The following is a 17,828-nucleotide window of genomic DNA, read 5'->3' as shown; positions in this document are numbered from 1 at the left end:
ATGGTTGTTAGCATATTAGACTTGATTGAATTTGGCCGGGCAAATAAATGCTCGGATATTCACTTAACCCAGGGTTTGCCCCCTGTTTTCCGAAAAAACGGAAAACTGTTCCGCAGTAACTTTAACCATGCGCCAAAAGATACGGAAGCCTGGATTTTCAGTATGGTTAATTATGCGCAAAAGGAAAAACTGGAAGCCAATGAGGATATTGATTTTAGTTTTGTGACCCCGGAGGGATCAAGGCAACGGGTTAATGTCTACCGACAACAAGGCAGTTATACGGCGGCCATCCGGCTACTCAATGATATTATGCCCAGCTTTGAGGAACTGGGCTTGCCGCCAATTATTAGACAACTGGCAGATGAACCCCGGGGGCTGATCTTAATAACCGGACCTACCGGCAGCGGGAAATCCACCACCCTGGCTTCGATGATTGATTATATCAATACCAACCGGGCGACTCATATCCTGACCATTGAGGATCCGATTGAGTATAAGCATTATCATAAAAAAGGCATCGTTCACCAACGGGAAGTCGGGGTTGATGTGCCTTCGTTTGAATTGGCGCTGAGGTCCTGTCTCCGGGAAGACCCGGATGTGATTCTGGTAGGGGAAATGCGTGACTATGAAACCATTTCAGCGGCAGTGACTGCGGCTGAAACCGGACATCTGGTCTTGTCGACCCTGCATACCATTGGCGCCGCCAATACCATTGACCGCATCATCGATGTGTTTCCCACCCATAGCCAGCAACAGATCCGGGCCCAGTTATCCAGTACCATAAAAGGGGTGGTAACCCAGCAATTGGTGCCGCTCGCCGACGGAACCGGTCAGATGGCCGCCCTGGAAGTTCTGATTGGAACCGATGCGGTGCTTAATCTGATTCGAGAACGAAAAACTCATCAGCTGGCATCGGTGATGCAAACCGGGGGACAGTTCGGCATGAAAACCCTGAACGCCGATCTTGTTCAGTTAGTGCGGGAAGGTAAAATTGCCTATGAGACGGGCTTGGAGTGGGCGACGGATAAGCATGAGTTTAACCAGTATTTTGGTAAGCGTTAAAATTTCAGTTTTTGGCAGGAGATGTAACAAAGATACTGGTTAATTTGTAACGAAAGTGTAAAAGATTTACTTGACTTTTAAGCTGAGTTAAACTAAAATTAAGTAAGAAACAAAATACACATAATAAATAAAGGCAAAACAGGCGAAAACCTGGGACGCAAAGCTATAGGGTCTAAGTCGATGGATTGATTCCGGAAAAATTCATTACGATAAGACAGCCAGCTGCCACACCGAGTAAGTGTGGCTTTTTTTGACCCTGAAATTAAAAAGAAGTGAGAAATTATCGTGTTTGTTCAGGCATTTTCATTTTGAGAATAGTTGAGGGAATTCCTAAAGTTTTTCATCGGAGTGTCGATGCTAGTAATAGTGGGTTGTATGATTTAGGTAGCTTTTGGTCCTGAATTGGTCTTGACAGAGAATAACTGCCAGATAAGATTAAGATAAAGTACGGGTAAGTATGAAATAATAAAGGCGTTAACTGTACATATGAATCACCTTGTGGCGCAGGTGATAATATAGAGATTAAAAAATAAAATAATAAAGGAGCAAACAATGAAATTATTAAAGAAACTTAAGAAAGATAACAAAGGTTTTACCCTGGTTGAAATTATTGTGGTATTAGTGATTTTGGCTGTTCTGGCAGCATTTACAATTCCTGCAATGCTAGGGTTTGTCAATGAAGCGAATCAAAAAGCGGAAACAGCACAGGCTAGAGAGTGTTATATAGCAGCTCAGGCAATTGCCACTGAGATGATGGCAACGGGATCTTCAGTAGCTGACACTACAGCTGTTGTAGAGGATGAAGCATCGACTCAAATGGCTGCCTACCTCAATGGTGATGTTGATGGAACGATTGGTGATGTTGTAGTGAGTGCATCTGGAGAAATAACTAGCCTTGAATATGTTGGATCAAATGGATTTACAATTACAATTGCCGGTGGGGATATAACTTATGAAAAAACAGTATAATAAAGTGCAAATTAAACTTAATTAGGTAAGATACGGCAATAGTTAGTTTTATCTCACGCCCTATGCGCCATAGGGTGAATCTCCTTATCCAAGGCGCAAACCCGCCATTGGGTTTGCGTTGGATAAGGAGTTTTTTTATTACAGAAAACACCTTTAAGCCTACTACTATCAAAATGCAATGAAACAATGAATTAAAGGTCGAAATACTAAGGGAAAATTGACTAATGGGAAGCAAATAGTTTGCCAGTAATTAGTATTGCTGATATGATATTATAAATAGTGTTCATTAATTTCAAAAGAGGTATTTATGAATCCGGTTGAAGCAGATCAGACTAATTATGCAGACAATGAGCCCCGGCGATCCAGACCAAGCTTTGCTCTGGCGGTTCTCATTATTTTTTTTGTTTTTAGGGCTAATCATTTTTGGCTTTGTCAGATCATACCATCTGATCACGGATGCCACCAATTCCAGACTGGTCTATCTGGCGGCAACTGCAAAAGCAATTGAATTAAAAGGATCAGAAAACTACCGGGTTCCAGTTCAGTCGGATTTGGTTGAATATATTGGATAAGAAGCGAATCGGGATGCGTTATTCAAGTAGTTGATGAAGAAAAAGATGCCACTATTGACTATATTATTTATATCAAAAACGGTTTGGAAACCAAATATTCACCAGGAAATTTGACTGCCATAAGATAAAGGGGAACAGCCTTTAGGTACCTGAAAAGGAATAAAAATTGAGTCATTAATTATAAAAGTAAGCGTATGATATTTGTCGAATCATAATACGTTCTGAAAGGAAATTCGCGATATGATTGTATTCATTAATATCAGTCTTTATCTTTATATCTTTGTCATTGGCTGCGTAATTGGCAGTTTTCTTAATGTGGTGATCTATCGGGTGCCTAAAGAAATTTCTTTTGCCAAAGGCCGTTCTTTCTGTCCCCATTGCCAGGCCCAAATTAAAGGAATCCATAATGTACCGGTGTTTAGTTATCTCTGGTTACGGGGGAAATGTGCTTACTGCGGTGAAAAAATATCCAGCCGTTATCCGTTAGTTGAATTATTTACCGGGGTTATGGCTGTCTTTATTTTTTGGATGTACGGCCTGTCTTTTCAATCGGCGGTGGTATTTATTACCGGTGCAATTCTTATTTGTATCACGCTGATCGATTTTGACACCATGACCATTCCCAATGGTCTGGTCATTGCGTTAATGGCTCCGGCCTTGCTTTGTTTTTTCTTCTTCCCCGAGGTGGGAATCCTGTCCCGGGTGATTGGAATTTTTGTGGTCAGCCTGCCGATGCTGATACTGACCCTGTTTATTGGCGATGCCTTTGGTGGCGGTGATATCAAACTGATGGCGGTGGCAGGCTTCATGCTGGGGTGGGGTAATACGGTGCTGGCAACCTTTATTGGCTTGGTGCTGGGGGGGATCGTCGCGGTCTTTTTATTGGCCCGAAAAACCGAGGCCAGGCACATGGCCTTTGGGCCATATTTATGCATTGGCATAATGACAAGCTTGCTTTTTGGTGATATAATAATAAGGTGGTATTTAGACCTGTTTGGATTGTGAAAAACGACCAGATATAGCGCATTTGGCGCAATGATGGAGGACATATGCCAGTTTATCAATATACAGCAAAAAATCTGCAGTCTCAGGTGGTTCGGGGAACAATGGAAGCATCTACCGCCGAAGTAGTCCGGCGAAATTTACGGCAAAATAATGAATTTGCCCTAAAGATCCAGGAGGTGCAGGAGTACAAAACGGCCTATAAACTCAAGCCGATGGAAATTTCTGATTTTTCCCGGCAGATTGCCAGTATGCTGGCAGCCGGAATAACGATGATCCGAGCCATTAGTATTATAGAAGAGCGGGATATTAAACCGGCGATCAAGAAGGTTTATGGGGTTTTGCACAAAGAAATAGAAAACGGGAATACCCTGTCCTTTGCCATGGAAAAAACGGGAGGGTCGTTTCCGGAACTGTTGATCAATATGTATAAGTCGGGTGAGGCCAGCGGTCAGATGGAAGAAACCGCCCGAAAAATGGCCGAACACTATGAAAAAGAGCACAAACTGCGAACAAAAATTAAAGGTGCCATGACCTATCCGTTGATTCTTCTGGGGGTTACGGTTATTGTGGTATTATTAGTGTTCACCTTAATTCTGCCCCAATTTTTCACCCTTTTTGAAGGGATTGAGTTGCCTGCCATTACCCAGTTGATGATCAATATCAGCAGTTCGATGATCACCTATTGGTATCTGTATATCATCGGGACCTTGGCGATGATTGCCATGTTTGGTTTTCTGGCAACCTTACCCACCCTAAAAAGAGGATTGGATCAGTTGAAACTGAGAATTCCCCGGGTTGGTAAATTAATGAAAATTATTTATACCGCTCGTTTTTCCAGAACCTTAAGTTCACTGTATTCCAGTGGATTGGCCATGATTAATGCCCTGGATATCAGCGGATCTACCATTGGCAACACCTATTTGCAGGGACAGTTTCCGCAGGTGATAGAACTGGTGCGAAACGGCGAACCGCTTTCGGTATCGATTCAGATGATTGACGGATTTGATTCCAAATTGGTATCTACTATTTACATCGGCGAAGAGTCCGGTAATCTGGATGAAATGCTGAGCAATGTGGCAGATGCTTTTGATTATGAAGCAGAAATGGCAACCACAAGATTGGTTGCTTTTATTGAACCAATGATGATTATTTTAATGGCTGTGGTTGTTGGCGGTATTATGTTATCGGTAATGCTCCCAATTATGACCTTATATAAAAACATCGGATAGGAAGACAAACTATGCAGACAATCGTCTATTTTTCAAATGAGGGCATTCAGATCATCCAGGGATCGATGAAGCGTGAACAGCTGATCGTTTCCCATTTTCAAACGCTCCCTTTTGAAAGCGGGACGTTAATTAATGGGGTTATTACCAACGAAGAAGCAGTCAAACAAATCATTGCCGATGCGCTGAAGACGAACAAAAATATTTTTAAGAATTTAAAATTAATTATTGACAGTAGTTTGATCGCGACCAAAAATGTGGAAGTTCCCAAACTCAAGCCCAAGGAATTAGACGCCCTGGCCGTGACGGAATTTGAGGATAGTGCCGGTAACTATGAGGAACTGTTGGTTGATTATTCAAGCATCCCAGGACCAAATGGAAGGAATATGTTTTGCTGTGGCATTGAAAAGCGGGTGCTGGCATCATACATTAATTTATTTAGAAGTATGAAGATTCCGGTTATGAGTATTGATGTGGGCTTAAATACCATTATTCAATACGTTTCGGCAAGTAAAGATTATCGGGGGATGACCTTTTCAGTTAATATTCTGGATGGAAAAAACCTGGTCTCGATTTTGTTTGAAAATGGAATTTATGTTTTCTCTAATCGTTCCCGCTTAATGGCGGAAAGAGGAACCACTGCTTTTGGAGAAGAACTGTCCGAAAAATTGTCATCCCTGATCCAGTTTAACAAGGCCCAACGGTCTGAATACGCGCTAAACATGAGTGTTTATGCCGGGATGGATGAATATGAATTAGAGATATTAAAAGCGGTAATCTTTGATCCAGCCATCAGCTTATTCATTATTCCCCAAACATCCAATATCAAGATTGGTTTTAAAATCGAAGAAGTTTTTGATTTTGGTAAGTTTATTTATCCGATTGTGGGTTTTTTTACCGGAATCAAACCCATCAATCTGGCAGCGGTGTATAAAAAAAGTAATGTCATCAAGAAAAAGGTTCCGATTGCATATAAAGCATTGGCGATACCAGTCGGAATGATTGTATTTTTTTTACTGCTGTTTGGGATTTTCTTAGCACTTAGATTTTATGCGATAAAAAATCTGGCTGAGGCCAATGCTTATATTAACGATCCCAATAATCAGGAGGAATATTTACAGGCAATGGCCTTGACGGATGAGGTGGAGGCGATCAATCTTCAGATTTCAAACATGGAGAAGATCAATGCGGCGATTAATACCAACCCACAGTTGGTTTCGGAAAAATTAAACCACATGGTAACCTTATTAAATGGTGTAATCGAGTTAAATACAGTAGATTACGATGGTACAACTGGCGCTGTTCATATTACGGCGACGGCGAAGAGCGAACGGGATGCCGCCGGTTATGTGGAACGGTTAAAAAGCACCCAATATTTTACACAACTGGATTATACTGGCTACGAAAAAGTAATTTCTACTCGAACGGAAACAATAACAAATACTGGAACGACAACAGGCAGCAGCAGTACGACCAATACAACTTCAACTTCGGGCTATAGCTTTGAAGTGATTGCTTACCTGAAAGCAGGTGAACAGCGATGAACAAGCTAAGCCGACGTGAAAAAGTATTGATTTATATTCTCGGCTGTATTTTGATTGGACTATTTGGATTGTATTTTGTGGTAATGCCAAGCTATGCCAGTTTTCGAGTGGTGAATGATCAGGTGGCGGAAGCGCGCTTCACGCAGCAATCCATGGAAATGGCCATCGATGGGATACCGGCATCGATGCAGGCCAAAGACGAAGCAAATGCAAAGCTGGTAGGGCTAAAAACACCCTTTTCTCCCAAACTACCCAATGAAGGAGTAGACAGTTTGCTGACGCAGCTGTGTTTAGGATATAGTTTATCCCCAACTCTACTGGCGATTGAAAGCAATCAGTTGCAAGGGGTTTCGACCTTCACCGAATACTACTCAGAAAATGGAGCATCAGCAGCTGTAGGCACCGCGACAACAGAAACAACAGAAACTACAGAAACTACAGAAACTACAGAAACTACAGAAAACACAAATAATGCCGATATAACAAGTGAAACCCAAGCGCTGACAAGTGTAGTGCGTATGGAACTCACTGGAACTCAGGCGAACTTTTATCGTTTGTTGGATGGGGTGGCCGCCCGGCCGGATATGATTGTATCAGCGTTTAGTATTGAACCGGAAGAGGTTCCTCAATCGAGCACCACTACAAGCGGCAATACGACGACCAATGTTTCCTACTCTGGTTATGTTCCGAAACTGAATGGCAGTAGCAACGTGGTCATCGGGGTGACCTTTACAGTTTATATGGTTGAAAAGTAGTGGCTGTAATTGGGTAAGTGTTAAGCTTTTAAACGATGCTTTTCAAAAAAGTTTAAGACGATCGGGAGGAACCATGAAAAGACTTTTTAACAATCAGGCTGGGGTAACAATTATTGAACTTTTGGCTGCCTTTCTGATCTTGTCCATTCTTTTAGTAACCATTCTTGGGGCCTTATTATTTGGTCAAAAGGCTATTGTCGGAAACGATCAAAAAAATAATGAGGCCGCCATCGGACAGGATTATATCGATGAGATCGTCACAAAAATTTCGAATGGAGCAGATCCTGATTCGATAGACAGAGCGGGAACAGCAGCAAAGGGTATAGCTTATAGCATGGACGATTCTACTTTACCGGGAATAACGCCTGGTACCTTTAATGGTGATAAATGGCAAACCTACCCACGTCAGTTTTATATCGTGCCATATCCGGGAAGCGTTAACGGTTATAATATTTATTATCGTTCTTATTATAATGAGGGCAAAGATCAAATCAATTTTACGGCTTTTGTTAAACAATAGTAAAATTTGAATCAAGAAGAAAGATTTGCAATGCTGGTCTATTTGAGGTTCGCAGGAGGCTGTTATGAAAAGTAGATGGATAAAAGTAATAAGAAATAATAATGGCAGCGCATTACCTTTTGTAATTATTTTAGGAGTTGTTCTGCTACTAATTGTCGCATCTTTGATGACGGTCGCCACAGGTGGAATGAACTTCACTCAAAAGACCGTGGAAAGCCGTCAGGCGTATATCGACGCAAAGTCGGTGACTGAGTACGGGCAGATCTTAATTGAAGAAAAAATAACAGAAATGAATGATCCGCTTAATCCGCTCGCAGATAAAGGCACTACTAACACAGCAGGAGATGTGATCTTCTATATTAATGGTACCCGCTCAGGCCCAACGGATCCGATGATTCTGGAAAAAGCCGTTACAGCGTCAGCATCAACGATTGGTGTTGGAAAACTTAAGTGGGAACAAACAGAGCTGACTGGGGATGCCGAAAACGGAACGGCGAAGACAACCTATACACTTTCGGTGGAAACTCAAAATCTAAGAAGAAAGCTGAATTACGAAAGAAGCTTTGATTATGCCGTAGAAACAGTGACCACACCGGGAACCGGTAGTATTCCGGTGCCGCCAACCCAGCCTCAAAAACCGACAATTAATTTAAACCAGTTTTCTACAACTGGTTTAATACAAAAAACAAAAATAAATAATCAGAATAAGATAAATTTTAAAGTTACTGGTGGACAGGATTATGGGATTGGAAATCCCGTTGAAAATAGCAATGGTCTTCTCAGTGTTAGACCCAGCAATGGACAATTTAACAATTGTCAAATAAATATCACGAGTTTTGCATTTGACCGAACTAAGTCTTTAGATGTGGCTGCAAATAAAATCGCATTATCCACATCAATGCCTGATTTTGAGAAACTGACTTTAAACTTTGGAGTAAAAGAAGCGAATACCTTTAAAACCGAGCTGTTGTATTTTGCTAATAATTATTCAATTGATAGCAATGAGTCTAAAAATACATTAAAAGCAAAAGATATTTATATAAAAGGGGATTTAATTCTAGGATTCAAAGCTAAACTGGATATCGATTGTGATAACTTATGGATTACTGGTGACGTGGATTTGAGTAAATTACAAACAAGTGGTAATATAATTAAAGCCAAGAATATTATTATTGGTGGTGATTTGACAATTGGACATGCTACAACCTTGACAATTGATTGTTCAAACGTCTGGTTAGATGGTAGTGTTAAGTCAAATTCATCTACACCGATATTAACATTCAATAATGTTCAGTACTTAAAAACAGGAACGATGAATTTAAATGATAAGATGAGACTAACTATAGTAGGTGATCCAGATCAGCAGACAAATCAGGTTGAAATTGGGTCACTAGATACAACGAGTACAGGGCAACAAGTAGATATAAAAGGGATATATTATTTCAATTGTTTGGGCAATATAACACAAAACTGGTCAAATGCGACGATTAATATTGACTCTAAAATCGTGATGATTGGCGGAAATTTAAATCTTGAGGGGATCAAAGGTGGAGATTTCAAAATTCTCACGGAATATTTTGTTTGCAAAGGGAACACTACTTTGCAACAAATAGAAGGACCGTTTTATATTGGTAATGTTGATCAAAAAACCAGCTGCATAAAATTCGAAGGGACTTACACTCAAACAGATGCAAAAGTTGTCTTATATGGAAATACAAATATTGTTTTTGGCGGAAATGTAACATTGGGTAACTGGGGAAATAGGGTGCTCGACTTAACCTCGGATCACATTTATTTTTCGGGAAGTGCGAACTTCAATAGTAACCAGTGCATCTTAAAAGGTGCAATAAATCAGTCTCTGGCAAATGTCTGGTTGAAAAGCCAGACCTCAAATCCGAGTCGGGGAGTCGGAAAATATATCGGATATACAACAAATACAATTAATGATAATACCCTAAAACCAGGAAGCTTTGATGCGATTGATTTTCCGCCGCCGCCAACTGTAGGAGCAACCGAAGGAGAAACCACAAATACCGTAAATATAGTGGATGGGCAGGAAAAATATTATTGAGTATCATTTCTTTAGAAGTCAAAATGATAAGGTGTTTTAAATGACAAGGCTGAATGATAAAATAAAAAAAAGTGGTGGTTTCACTTTATTGGAATTAATGGTATCGCTATTAATTATGTCCGTTCTTTTAGCAGCGGCCAGTTCGGTCTTTTTTATAGCGATGAAAATGTATACACGCGGAGAAAATATCAGTTATAAGTCAGGTTCGATCACGAATATCGAAACAAAACTGCAAAATGGTTTATCGATTGCTTCAGCAACAGGCGTTAAGATTGATACAGTTGCCGGGGGAGATTATAGTATCGGCTTTAAAGATGGCGTCTGTATGGAGGTCATCAATGGAGTTGAATATGAAATCGACCAAATATCGGAGATGAAATTCACCGTCATTAATGTCAATACAATGGCATATGAAATTACGCCTAAAGATGATAGTATGGCCAAGTTGACGGGGGGAATTGTGATGAATAATATTAAGGTTAGTCCTTTTAGCAGTGAGGTATTAAGCGGTGGTAATAAATTTCTTGTTATCACTTATGAAACCGGATCTTAAGTCCGGTGTTTTAAAACAGTAGATGTAGTTAAGAAATAAGAGTAGTATTCAGGAGGAACCCCATGAAAAAAGTAGAAATATACGAACCGGCTGGCTGTGCCAGCGGCGCTTGCGATCCCATGATCGAGGCCGATTTAATCCGGATTGAACATATGGTAAAGGATTTAAGAGAACGGGGTGTGTTGGTATCCCGGTATAATGTGATGGACGATATGCCCGCCTTTATGGATAGCTTTGCGGTAAAGGAAGCGATTGCCACCAAAGGCATCGATTGTCTGCCGCTGACCATTGTTAATGGAAAGATCGAGATGATGGAAAAATACCCAACCGATTTTGCCCTGGCCAAATGGGCCGGCCTGCCCTGGGGCGATCTGCAAATCTATGCTGACCGGGAAAAACAGGATAAAACATTTTTATTTGGTTTCAGTGAAGATGTCAAAGATGGTGACTGTGATGATGGCGACTGTTCGGGCGATTGCAATAGTTGTGGCTGATCAGGTAAAATTATTCGTAAAAAAATATGAAATGCGAGAGCATTTCTTTTTTTAGCCAAAAATTACCACAAGAATTTATTATCGCAATTGTATAATTATTAACAAGGAGAATATTAGCAAAGGATTTCAGTGAAAACGCGGAAAAAACAGGCAAAAAGCGGGATCAGCACGCAAATATTTATATTGAAAAAGTTTGTATTTTACCCGAATAAAGTGGTAGAATAATATGCAATGTGAAAAGAAGGAGAATTTAGTATGCAATTTGACCGAAAGCTTCAGCTTGCAACGGATTTATACCAATTTACCATGGGAAATGTATACGTACAAGATGGTAAGGAAAATGAAGAAGCTGTTTTTGATGTTTTTATTAGAAACAACCCGTTTGAGGGTGGTTATACCGTTGTTGCCGGGTTAGAGCAGGTTATTGAATATGTCAAAGGCATCCGGTTTACGAAGGAAGATACGGCATTACTGAAAAAAAATCATCCTGAATTTTCACCCGCTTTTTTAGCCTACCTGGAGAACTTCAAATTTGAAGGGGAAATTTTTGCTATTCCCGAAGGCAGCATTATTTTTCCGATGGAACCGATTATTCGCGTCAAGGCACCCTTGATTCAAGCCCAGATTGTCGAAACCACCATTCTGAGTATTGTCAACCACCAGACCCTGATCGCTACCAAGGCCTCCCGGATCATCGAAGAAGCCCGGGGCGATGTGGTCATGGAGTTTGGTTTGCGCCGGGCTCACGGAACGGAAGCCGGTTTTTTTGGCGCCCGGGCCGCTGTCATTGGCGGCTGTGCTGGAACCAGTGTGGTGGAAACCGAAGCAATGCTGGATCGCCCAGCCATGGGAACCATGAGCCACAGCTTTATTCTTAGCTACGATACCGAGCTGGAAGCCTTTGAAAAATATGTAAAATATAATCCTGATAATGCCACCCTTTTAGTTGATACCTACAATACCCTGGAAAAGGGGGTCCCCAACGCCATCAAGGTTTTTAAAAAAGCCTTGGCTGAAGGTGGGATTACCGGTCGCTATGGGATTCGAATCGATTCTGGAGATCTGGCCTATTTTAGCATTGAAGCCAGAAAAATGCTCGACGAGGCCGGTCTTGAAGAAGCCGGGATTGTGGCATCCTCGGATCTGGATGAACATTTGATCAAAGATTTAAAAAGTCAGGGTGCCAAAATTAATTCCTGGGGGGTTGGCACCAAGCTGATTACGGCTTATGATTGCCCTGCTCTGGGCGGGGTTTATAAACTGTCGGTGATTTCCGGCAAATCAAAGCTGAAGGTATCCAATGATCCGGAAAAGATTACCAATCCCGGATATAAAAAGATCTTTCGCATCTATGGTAAAAGCAATGGGATGGCCCTGGCGGATTTAATTACCCTGGAAGATGAAACGATTAACGAAGCGGAACCACTGACCATTTTTCATCCGGTTCATACCTGGAAAAAACGGATCATCACAGATTACTATATTCGGGAACTGCTGGTGCCGGTTTTTATTGATGGCAACTGTGTGTATCAAGCACCGAGCATCTCAGACATTCAGCAGCACTTAAAAGATGAAAAAGACAGTTTATGGCCGGCCTTTAAGCGGATGGTGAATCCCCATGTCTATCATGTCGATTTATCCGAAAATCTGTGGGCCTTAAAACAACAGTTATTAAGCGAGGCCGAATGAAAATTCAATGATTAGTCATTGATTAAGAAAAATGGAAATAACAATGAAAACAAAAACAGTACATATAGAAGCTCTTGATGAGGTGGCCTTAAGTGATTTAGAAGCGGTTGCCGGTCTGATCAGAGCCGGGGGAACGGTAGTATTTCCCACCGAAACGGTTTATGGACTGGGCGCCGATGCGATGAATCCTCAGGCCATTAAAAAAATATTTGCGGCCAAGGGGCGGCCGGATGATAATCCGCTGATTGTCCACATCGCCGGTTTGGATGAGGTGAAGCCATTGGTTGCCAATATTCCAGCAAAGGCTGAAATGCTGATGAAAGCATTTTGGCCAGGTCCTTTGACAATTATCATGGAAAAAGCAGCAGCCATTCCGACTGAGGTAACCGCCGGATTGAATACGGTGGGAGTTCGCTTTCCGGATCATCCCATTGCCCAGGCATTTATACGGATGGCCGGATGTCCGATTGCCGCTCCCAGTGCCAATCGATCAGGCCGCCCCAGCCCCACCCAGGGAAAACATGTCCTTGAGGATCTGGACGGACGGGTCGACGGAATCATTCTATCGTCTGACGCCGAACTGGGTCTGGAATCCACGGTGATTGACATGACGGTCGAACCGCCGGTGGTGTTAAGACCCGGGGATATCACCCTGGCAGAGCTGCGGGAGGTTTTGGGCCGGGTGGAGGTTTCCGCCAATGTGACAGGGAATGTGGTGCCGGAGAAGGTTTCGTCTCCGGGGATGAAATATACCCACTATTCACCTAAGGGCGAACTGGTGGTGGTTAAGGGAACGCCTGAAGAAATCCACGAGAAAATTACCAGGGCGCTGTCTCATCACAAAGGCAAACCGATGACAATTGGGGTATTGGCCAGTGATGAAACCATGGATTTTTATAGGGAAGGTTTTATCCTTTCACTGGGAAGCCGAAACGATCCCAAAGAAATGTCGAAAAATCTCTTTTCCCGGCTGCGAACCTTTGATGAGCTCGGGGTTGAAAAAATATATGCGGAAGATATTTTGCTGAACAATGAGACATTGGCCTTAATTAATCGGCTTTATAAAGCGGCCGGCTATGCCTTTATATAATAGGAAGGAAAATAAGTATGAAAATTGCAATTGGTTCAGATCATGGTGGACTGGCTTTAAAAGAAGCCATCAAACCATTTTTGATAGAGCAGGGGCACGAGGTCGTTGACTTCGGCACCGGCACCACTGATTCCTGTGATTATCCCATTTATGGGGAAATGGTTGGGGAAGCGGTAAGCTTTGGCGACTGCAACCGCGGAATCGCTATTTGCGGAACTGGTTTGGGTATTTCCATGGCGGTTAACAAGGTTCCGGGTATCCGGGGGGCTTTGTGTACTAATGAGTTTATGGCAGAAATGTCAAGAGAACATAACGATGCCAATGTATTGGTGTTAGGCGCCCGAGTCTTAGGCGATGGTCTGGCGATGCGAATTGTTAAGATCTGGCTGGAAACAGAGTTTGCCGGAGACCGTCACCAACGGCGTATTGATGGGATTACGGCCATCGAAAAAAAATACTCAAAATAGAAAAAAATAGAAATGCTGTATATACAAGTCTAGTTAATTATGATACTATATGTAAAAGATTTCAAGAAGCGGATAATAAATAGACTTTTTGAAAGCTGTGGTGTATACTTTAGCGTGGAAAAGGACAAAAAAAGATAGCTTAAGAACAAAAAAATATATGCATGTAAATGGAGTATTAGATGAAAAGCTCAAAGGAGAATCCTTATAAATACCTAGCGATGATCTCACAAATTGGGATTTCGGTGCTAGTTCCGGTCGGGGTCATGATTTTCATAGGCAAAGTTCTGGATTTCTATTTTCATACTGGAAACATGCTGGTGATTATTTTAGCGGTGCTGGGTGTCCTGGCGGGTTTGCGAAACATGTATGTGATTCCCCTGCGGATGAGTGAAAGAGCGCAGAAAATAGCGGCTGAAAATAAGACCGATGAAGAGCGAGCAGCTGAAAAAAAGCGTGCTCAAGAATATCGAGATCAGATAAAAAAGGAAGATGAAGATGATGAAAACGATGAAGATTTATAAAAATCTTTCTTTGGAAACCAGAATAATGATTGATGGTGGGATTGTCAGCCTGGGACTGACGCTATTCAGTTTTTTAGCAAAAGATCCCCTGGCGTTTGCGCTGGGTGTTCTCTTTGGCGGAGCTTATAGTATCCTCAATTTCAGATTAATGCAATTAACCTTTGACAAGGCAATGAAAATGCCATCGGCGAGGGCTCAAAAATATGTTCAGACCAGATATTTTTTGAGATACTTAATAACCGGTGTTGTTATATATGTGGCAATTATTAATCCCTGGGTAAACATCATTGGTGTTCTGCTTGGGTTGGTTGCTGTAAAAGTTTCAGTTTTAATCAATACAACAGTATCAAAAAAAAACGTCTTGATAAATGAGGCGTAAAAATTCAAAAACACAATAGGCGCTTTAAAAATTTTTAAAACGCCTGGACAATGAGGTGAAAAAACAATGGAAGGCCCAAAAATTTACGGGTATATCTACGGATTCCCAATCACGCAAACACTTGTGAACACCTGGATAATTATGGTGATGATTTTGGTTGTGTGTGCTATTTTGACAAAAAATATGCAAAAGCGTCCAGGAAAAGCCCAAGTCATTGCTGAAACCATTGTCACGGTTATGGATGATTTAGTCGGACAGACGATGGGAAAAGATAAGATGAGGTTTGCACCATACATGCTCGCTTTAATTATGTTTCTCGCGTTTGCCAACACTGCTGGAATCTATGGTCTGAGATCTCCGACAGCCGATTTAAATTGTACCGTTGGCCTGGCTTTGATGACATTTTTTATGACCCAGTTCTTTGGTTTGAAATCAAAGGGATTGGGAGGCTACCTCAAGGGTTACCTTGAGCCAATGCCGTTCTTGCTTCCAATTAATATAATTGGAGAATTGGCCAATCCGGTTTCCCTGTCTTTCCGTCTTTTCGGAAACTTATTGGGTGGCGGTATCATTTTGGCACTACTGTATTCGGCGTTAGCAGGATTGTATTTCTTTCCTGTGCTAATTCCAATTCCATTCCATTTCTACTTTGATATCTTCTCAGGATTATTGCAAAGCTTTATCTTTACAATGCTAACCATGGTGTTTGTTTCAATGGCTATGGATTAATGAGAGAGAAAGGGAGGAAACGGTATGATTGGTGATGCGAATATGGTAGATTTTTTATTGCAGTTTCTTGGTCAGTTTAATGGCATCGATGTGATCAAAGCATTTTCAGCCATTGGCGCAGGGACAGCTATGATCGCTGGGGTAGGACCTGGTATCGGTCAGGGATTTGCCGCCGGTAAAGGCGCAGAAGCGGTGGGAATACGGCCCGATTCTCAAAGTGATATTATTCGAACAATGCTACTTGGGGCAGCAGTTGCTGAAACCACCGGTATTTATGGGCTGATCGTCGCATTGATTCTACTCTTTGCGAATCCCTTTATGGGCTAAGTCGTCGTATTGATTTATTCTTTACGAATCCCTTTAGTAAGGGAAGGAAATTTTTAGGAGGAACGTTTAATTATGGAAGGTTTAGATTTTATTAAAGCGTGTTCAGCCATTGGTGCTGGTATTGCTATGATCGCTGGGGTAGGACCTGGTATTGGTCAGGGTTTTGCCGCCGGTAAAGGTGCAGAAGCGGTTGGACGTCAGCCGGAAGCACAAAGTGACATCGTCAGAACCATGCTTTTGGGTGCAGCGGTTGCTGAAACCACTGGTATTTATGGGTTGATTGTTGCATTGATCTTATTATTTGCAAACCCATTTCTTGGTTAATTAAAAATCAATTATAAATTTCGGTTAAAATTAGGAGGAAGACACAAATGGAAGGTTTAGATTTTATTAAAGCATGTTCAGCTATAGGAGCTGGTATCGCTATGATCGCCGGGGTTGGACCTGGGATTGGTCAGGGTTTTGCAGCTGGTAAGGGTGCAGAAGCAGTTGGTCGTCAGCCAGAAGCGCAAAGTGACATCGTAAGAACCATGCTTTTAGGTGCAGCGGTAGCTGAAACCACCGGTATTTACGGGTTGATTGTTGCACTGATTTTACTCTTTGCTAATCCTTTTCTCGGTTAATAGGTGATTCTGTAATGAAATACGTTTATGCTTATGAATTAGAAAGGGGGCTATAACATTGATATTTGAATATGCAGGCTTAGTTGGAATTGACTTAAAACTTTTGTTGGCAACTATTGTTAACTTTATTATTTTCTTTTTAATTTTGAAACATTTCTTCTATGAAAAAGTTAAGGATATGATTGCAAAAAGACAAGATGATGTTTCCGCTGAAATAGTAGGTGCTACCGAAAAAAACACCGCGGCAGCAAAATTGAAACAGGAATACGAAGCATTATTGGCTGATATTCGGTCAAAAGAGCGTGAGATTATCCGTGATGCCAATGTCGAAGGGCAGGCTCAACGCCATGAAATTGTTGAAAAGGCTCATGGGGAGGCAAAATTAATCATCGAGAAGGCTATGGCTGAAATCGAAGTTGAGAAACGTAAAGCGATGAACGAAGTTAAATCCAACATCGTTGATCTTTCACTCTTCGCAGCTGAAAAAATTATTCACAAATCCATGGATCAGAAACAACATGAAGCCATGATTTTAGACTTTATCGATAAGGTAGGGGATGCTAAATGAGTTTAGTAGCGAAAAGATATGCCCAGGCCTTATTTGACACTGCCGTTGATAACAATCTTGTTGATGGAATGTACGATGAGTTTTCTTCGGTCATTGATCTTTTCAAGTCTGAAGCCAGATTAATGAATCTGATGTTAACTCCTTCAATGAACACTTCTGAAAAGAAGGGTATTCTTGGCCGGGTTTTTGGGGACTCATATAATCAATACTTGAGAAATTTTTTAAACATTCTTTTGGATAAAAATCGTTTTGAATTTCTTGTCGAAATTCACGAGACATTCAAACAATTAGTGCTGCCTTACAAAAATACAGTGGAAGCCCGGGTATTAACCGTGGTGCCCCTGGACGAAGCCCTACGGGTCGCTTTGGAAGCAAACCTGGCAAAACGCTTTGACAAAAAGGTGATTCTTGAAAATGTAATCGACGAGTCAATTCTTGGCGGAGCGGTTGTTTATGTTGGGAATCAGATTATTGATGGGAGCATCAAAAATCAATTAAATCAAATGAAAACACAGATGAACAATTTAAGACTACATTAAAAAGAGGTGAGTAAAGTTGAATCTCCGACCAGAGGAAATAAGTCAAATTATTAAAAATGAAATAGAGCGTTATGAAGATAAGCTTGAAGTCGTCGATGTCGGTACGGTCATTCAAGTTGGAGACG

General features: G+C 41.5%; 22 protein-coding genes and 1 riboswitch. All 22 genes read left to right on the top strand.

Going from position 1 to position 17,828, the window contains the following annotated elements; translation table 11 throughout:
* The 22 genes from ACEW8F_RS16410 to ACEW8F_RS16305 all read left to right on the top strand — a co-directional run bounded on the left by ACEW8F_RS16410 (window position 1) and on the right by ACEW8F_RS16305 (window position 17,703).
* A complete protein-coding gene (locus tag ACEW8F_RS16410) occupies window positions 1–1,062 on the top strand; it encodes a type IV pilus twitching motility protein PilT (protein ID WP_373484540.1) in 1,062 nt (353 codons plus the stop codon).
* A gap of 122 nt (window positions 1,063–1,184) precedes the next feature.
* Window positions 1,185–1,292: riboswitch (cyclic di-GMP riboswitch) on the top strand.
* A 322-nt stretch (window positions 1,293–1,614) separates the two neighbouring features.
* Window positions 1,615–2,031: a type II secretion system protein gene (locus ACEW8F_RS16405; RefSeq protein ID WP_373484539.1), complete on the top strand. Its 417-nt coding sequence runs from the start codon at window positions 1,615–1,617 to the stop codon at window positions 2,029–2,031.
* A gap of 338 nt (window positions 2,032–2,369) precedes the next feature.
* Window positions 2,370–2,603 (top strand): hypothetical protein, encoded by a 234-nt coding sequence (locus ACEW8F_RS16400; protein WP_373484538.1) that lies wholly within the window; start codon window positions 2,370–2,372, stop codon window positions 2,601–2,603.
* 240 nt (window positions 2,604–2,843) lie between these two features.
* Window positions 2,844–3,608 carry an A24 family peptidase gene (locus ACEW8F_RS16395; protein WP_373484537.1) on the top strand — a complete coding sequence of 255 codons (765 nt, stop codon included), beginning with the start codon at window positions 2,844–2,846 and terminating at the stop codon, window positions 3,606–3,608.
* 44 nt (window positions 3,609–3,652) lie between these two features.
* A complete protein-coding gene (locus tag ACEW8F_RS16390; RefSeq protein WP_373484536.1) occupies window positions 3,653–4,837 on the top strand; it encodes a type II secretion system F family protein in 1,185 nt (394 codons plus the stop codon).
* Between the two features lie 11 nt (window positions 4,838–4,848).
* Window positions 4,849–6,378 carry a hypothetical protein gene (locus ACEW8F_RS16385; protein ID WP_373484535.1) on the top strand — a complete coding sequence of 510 codons (1,530 nt, stop codon included), beginning with the start codon at window positions 4,849–4,851 and terminating at the stop codon, window positions 6,376–6,378.
* A complete protein-coding gene (locus ACEW8F_RS16380) occupies window positions 6,375–7,133 on the top strand; it encodes a hypothetical protein (protein ID WP_373484534.1) in 759 nt (252 codons plus the stop codon). The genes ACEW8F_RS16385 and ACEW8F_RS16380 overlap by 4 nt, the downstream gene beginning before the upstream one ends.
* A gap of 73 nt (window positions 7,134–7,206) precedes the next feature.
* A complete protein-coding gene (locus ACEW8F_RS16375) occupies window positions 7,207–7,653 on the top strand; it encodes a prepilin-type N-terminal cleavage/methylation domain-containing protein (protein WP_373484533.1) in 447 nt (148 codons plus the stop codon).
* 64 nt (window positions 7,654–7,717) lie between these two features.
* Window positions 7,718–9,724 carry a hypothetical protein gene (locus ACEW8F_RS16370; RefSeq protein ID WP_373484532.1) on the top strand — a complete coding sequence of 669 codons (2,007 nt, stop codon included), beginning with the start codon at window positions 7,718–7,720 and terminating at the stop codon, window positions 9,722–9,724.
* A 40-nt stretch (window positions 9,725–9,764) separates the two neighbouring features.
* Window positions 9,765–10,277 (top strand): type II secretion system protein J, encoded by a 513-nt coding sequence (locus ACEW8F_RS16365; protein ID WP_373484531.1) that lies wholly within the window; start codon window positions 9,765–9,767, stop codon window positions 10,275–10,277.
* Between the two features lie 62 nt (window positions 10,278–10,339).
* Entirely contained in the window at window positions 10,340–10,771 is a 432-nt protein-coding gene (locus tag ACEW8F_RS16360) for an arsenic metallochaperone ArsD family protein (RefSeq protein WP_373484530.1), read from the top strand.
* A 255-nt stretch (window positions 10,772–11,026) separates the two neighbouring features.
* On the top strand, window positions 11,027–12,460 hold the full coding sequence (locus ACEW8F_RS16355) for a nicotinate phosphoribosyltransferase (RefSeq protein WP_373484529.1): 1,434 nt from the start codon (window positions 11,027–11,029) through the stop codon (window positions 12,458–12,460).
* 43 nt (window positions 12,461–12,503) lie between these two features.
* The gene (locus ACEW8F_RS16350; RefSeq protein ID WP_373484528.1) at window positions 12,504–13,550 is read left to right on the top strand and encodes an L-threonylcarbamoyladenylate synthase; all 1,047 of its coding nucleotides are present in this window, start codon (window positions 12,504–12,506) and stop codon (window positions 13,548–13,550) included.
* 17 nt (window positions 13,551–13,567) lie between these two features.
* A complete protein-coding gene (gene rpiB, locus ACEW8F_RS16345; protein ID WP_373484527.1) occupies window positions 13,568–14,017 on the top strand; it encodes a ribose 5-phosphate isomerase B in 450 nt (149 codons plus the stop codon).
* Window positions 14,018–14,196: 179 nt separating this feature from the next.
* Complete coding sequence (locus ACEW8F_RS16340; RefSeq protein ID WP_373484526.1) at window positions 14,197–14,538, top strand: AtpZ/AtpI family protein; 342 nt, start codon at window positions 14,197–14,199, stop codon at window positions 14,536–14,538.
* Entirely contained in the window at window positions 14,513–14,917 is a 405-nt protein-coding gene (locus tag ACEW8F_RS16335; protein WP_373484525.1) for an ATP synthase subunit I, read from the top strand. Before ACEW8F_RS16340 ends, ACEW8F_RS16335 begins: the two co-directional genes overlap by 26 nt.
* Before the next feature lie 66 nt (window positions 14,918–14,983).
* Window positions 14,984–15,646, top strand: coding sequence for a F0F1 ATP synthase subunit A (gene atpB, locus ACEW8F_RS16330; RefSeq protein WP_373484524.1), 663 nt, complete (start codon window positions 14,984–14,986; stop codon window positions 15,644–15,646).
* A gap of 24 nt (window positions 15,647–15,670) precedes the next feature.
* On the top strand, window positions 15,671–15,973 hold the full coding sequence (gene atpE / locus ACEW8F_RS16325) for an ATP synthase F0 subunit C (protein WP_373484523.1): 303 nt from the start codon (window positions 15,671–15,673) through the stop codon (window positions 15,971–15,973).
* 72 nt (window positions 15,974–16,045) lie between these two features.
* Window positions 16,046–16,297, top strand: coding sequence for an ATP synthase F0 subunit C (atpE, locus tag ACEW8F_RS16320; RefSeq protein WP_026393412.1), 252 nt, complete (start codon window positions 16,046–16,048; stop codon window positions 16,295–16,297).
* Window positions 16,298–16,344: 47 nt separating this feature from the next.
* A complete protein-coding gene (gene atpE / locus ACEW8F_RS16315; RefSeq protein ID WP_026393412.1) occupies window positions 16,345–16,596 on the top strand; it encodes an ATP synthase F0 subunit C in 252 nt (83 codons plus the stop codon).
* A gap of 58 nt (window positions 16,597–16,654) precedes the next feature.
* Complete coding sequence (locus ACEW8F_RS16310) at window positions 16,655–17,164, top strand: F0F1 ATP synthase subunit B (protein WP_373484522.1); 510 nt, start codon at window positions 16,655–16,657, stop codon at window positions 17,162–17,164.
* Entirely contained in the window at window positions 17,161–17,703 is a 543-nt protein-coding gene (locus ACEW8F_RS16305) for a F0F1 ATP synthase subunit delta (RefSeq protein WP_373484521.1), read from the top strand. Before ACEW8F_RS16310 ends, ACEW8F_RS16305 begins: the two co-directional genes overlap by 4 nt.
* The last annotated feature ends 125 nt before the right edge of the window (window positions 17,704–17,828 follow it).

The sequence above is a fragment of the Acetobacterium sp. genome, assembly GCF_041752335.1.
Classification (GTDB): Bacteria; Bacillota; Clostridia; order Eubacteriales; family Eubacteriaceae; genus Acetobacterium.
Note: the sequence above shows the minus strand (reverse complement) of the source record. Positions and strands in the feature narration are given on the sequence as shown.

Coding starts and splice junctions, on each gene's coding strand:
- ACEW8F_RS16380 (WP_373484534.1), top strand. CDS start 6,375: ATGAACAAGCTAAGCCGACGTGAAAAAGTATTGATTTATATTCTCGGC.
- ACEW8F_RS16305 (WP_373484521.1), top strand. CDS start 17,161: ATGAGTTTAGTAGCGAAAAGATATGCCCAGGCCTTATTTGACACTGCC.
- ACEW8F_RS16365 (WP_373484531.1), top strand. CDS start 9,765: ATGACAAGGCTGAATGATAAAATAAAAAAAAGTGGTGGTTTCACTTTA.
- ACEW8F_RS16335 (WP_373484525.1), top strand. CDS start 14,513: ATGATGAAAACGATGAAGATTTATAAAAATCTTTCTTTGGAAACCAGA.
- ACEW8F_RS16340 (WP_373484526.1), top strand. CDS start 14,197: ATGAAAAGCTCAAAGGAGAATCCTTATAAATACCTAGCGATGATCTCA.
- ACEW8F_RS16375 (WP_373484533.1), top strand. CDS start 7,207: ATGAAAAGACTTTTTAACAATCAGGCTGGGGTAACAATTATTGAACTT.
- atpE (WP_373484523.1), top strand. CDS start 15,671: ATGATTGGTGATGCGAATATGGTAGATTTTTTATTGCAGTTTCTTGGT.
- ACEW8F_RS16385 (WP_373484535.1), top strand. CDS start 4,849: ATGCAGACAATCGTCTATTTTTCAAATGAGGGCATTCAGATCATCCAG.
- ACEW8F_RS16395 (WP_373484537.1), top strand. CDS start 2,844: ATGATTGTATTCATTAATATCAGTCTTTATCTTTATATCTTTGTCATT.
- atpB (WP_373484524.1), top strand. CDS start 14,984: ATGGAAGGCCCAAAAATTTACGGGTATATCTACGGATTCCCAATCACG.
- rpiB (WP_373484527.1), top strand. CDS start 13,568: ATGAAAATTGCAATTGGTTCAGATCATGGTGGACTGGCTTTAAAAGAA.
- ACEW8F_RS16400 (WP_373484538.1), top strand. CDS start 2,370: ATGCAGACAATGAGCCCCGGCGATCCAGACCAAGCTTTGCTCTGGCGG.
- ACEW8F_RS16350 (WP_373484528.1), top strand. CDS start 12,504: ATGAAAACAAAAACAGTACATATAGAAGCTCTTGATGAGGTGGCCTTA.
- ACEW8F_RS16410 (WP_373484540.1), top strand. CDS start 1: ATGGTTGTTAGCATATTAGACTTGATTGAATTTGGCCGGGCAAATAAA.
- ACEW8F_RS16390 (WP_373484536.1), top strand. CDS start 3,653: ATGCCAGTTTATCAATATACAGCAAAAAATCTGCAGTCTCAGGTGGTT.
- ACEW8F_RS16405 (WP_373484539.1), top strand. CDS start 1,615: ATGAAATTATTAAAGAAACTTAAGAAAGATAACAAAGGTTTTACCCTG.
- ACEW8F_RS16360 (WP_373484530.1), top strand. CDS start 10,340: ATGAAAAAAGTAGAAATATACGAACCGGCTGGCTGTGCCAGCGGCGCT.
- atpE (WP_026393412.1), top strand. CDS start 16,046: ATGGAAGGTTTAGATTTTATTAAAGCGTGTTCAGCCATTGGTGCTGGT.
- atpE (WP_026393412.1), top strand. CDS start 16,345: ATGGAAGGTTTAGATTTTATTAAAGCATGTTCAGCTATAGGAGCTGGT.
- ACEW8F_RS16370 (WP_373484532.1), top strand. CDS start 7,718: ATGAAAAGTAGATGGATAAAAGTAATAAGAAATAATAATGGCAGCGCA.
- ACEW8F_RS16355 (WP_373484529.1), top strand. CDS start 11,027: ATGCAATTTGACCGAAAGCTTCAGCTTGCAACGGATTTATACCAATTT.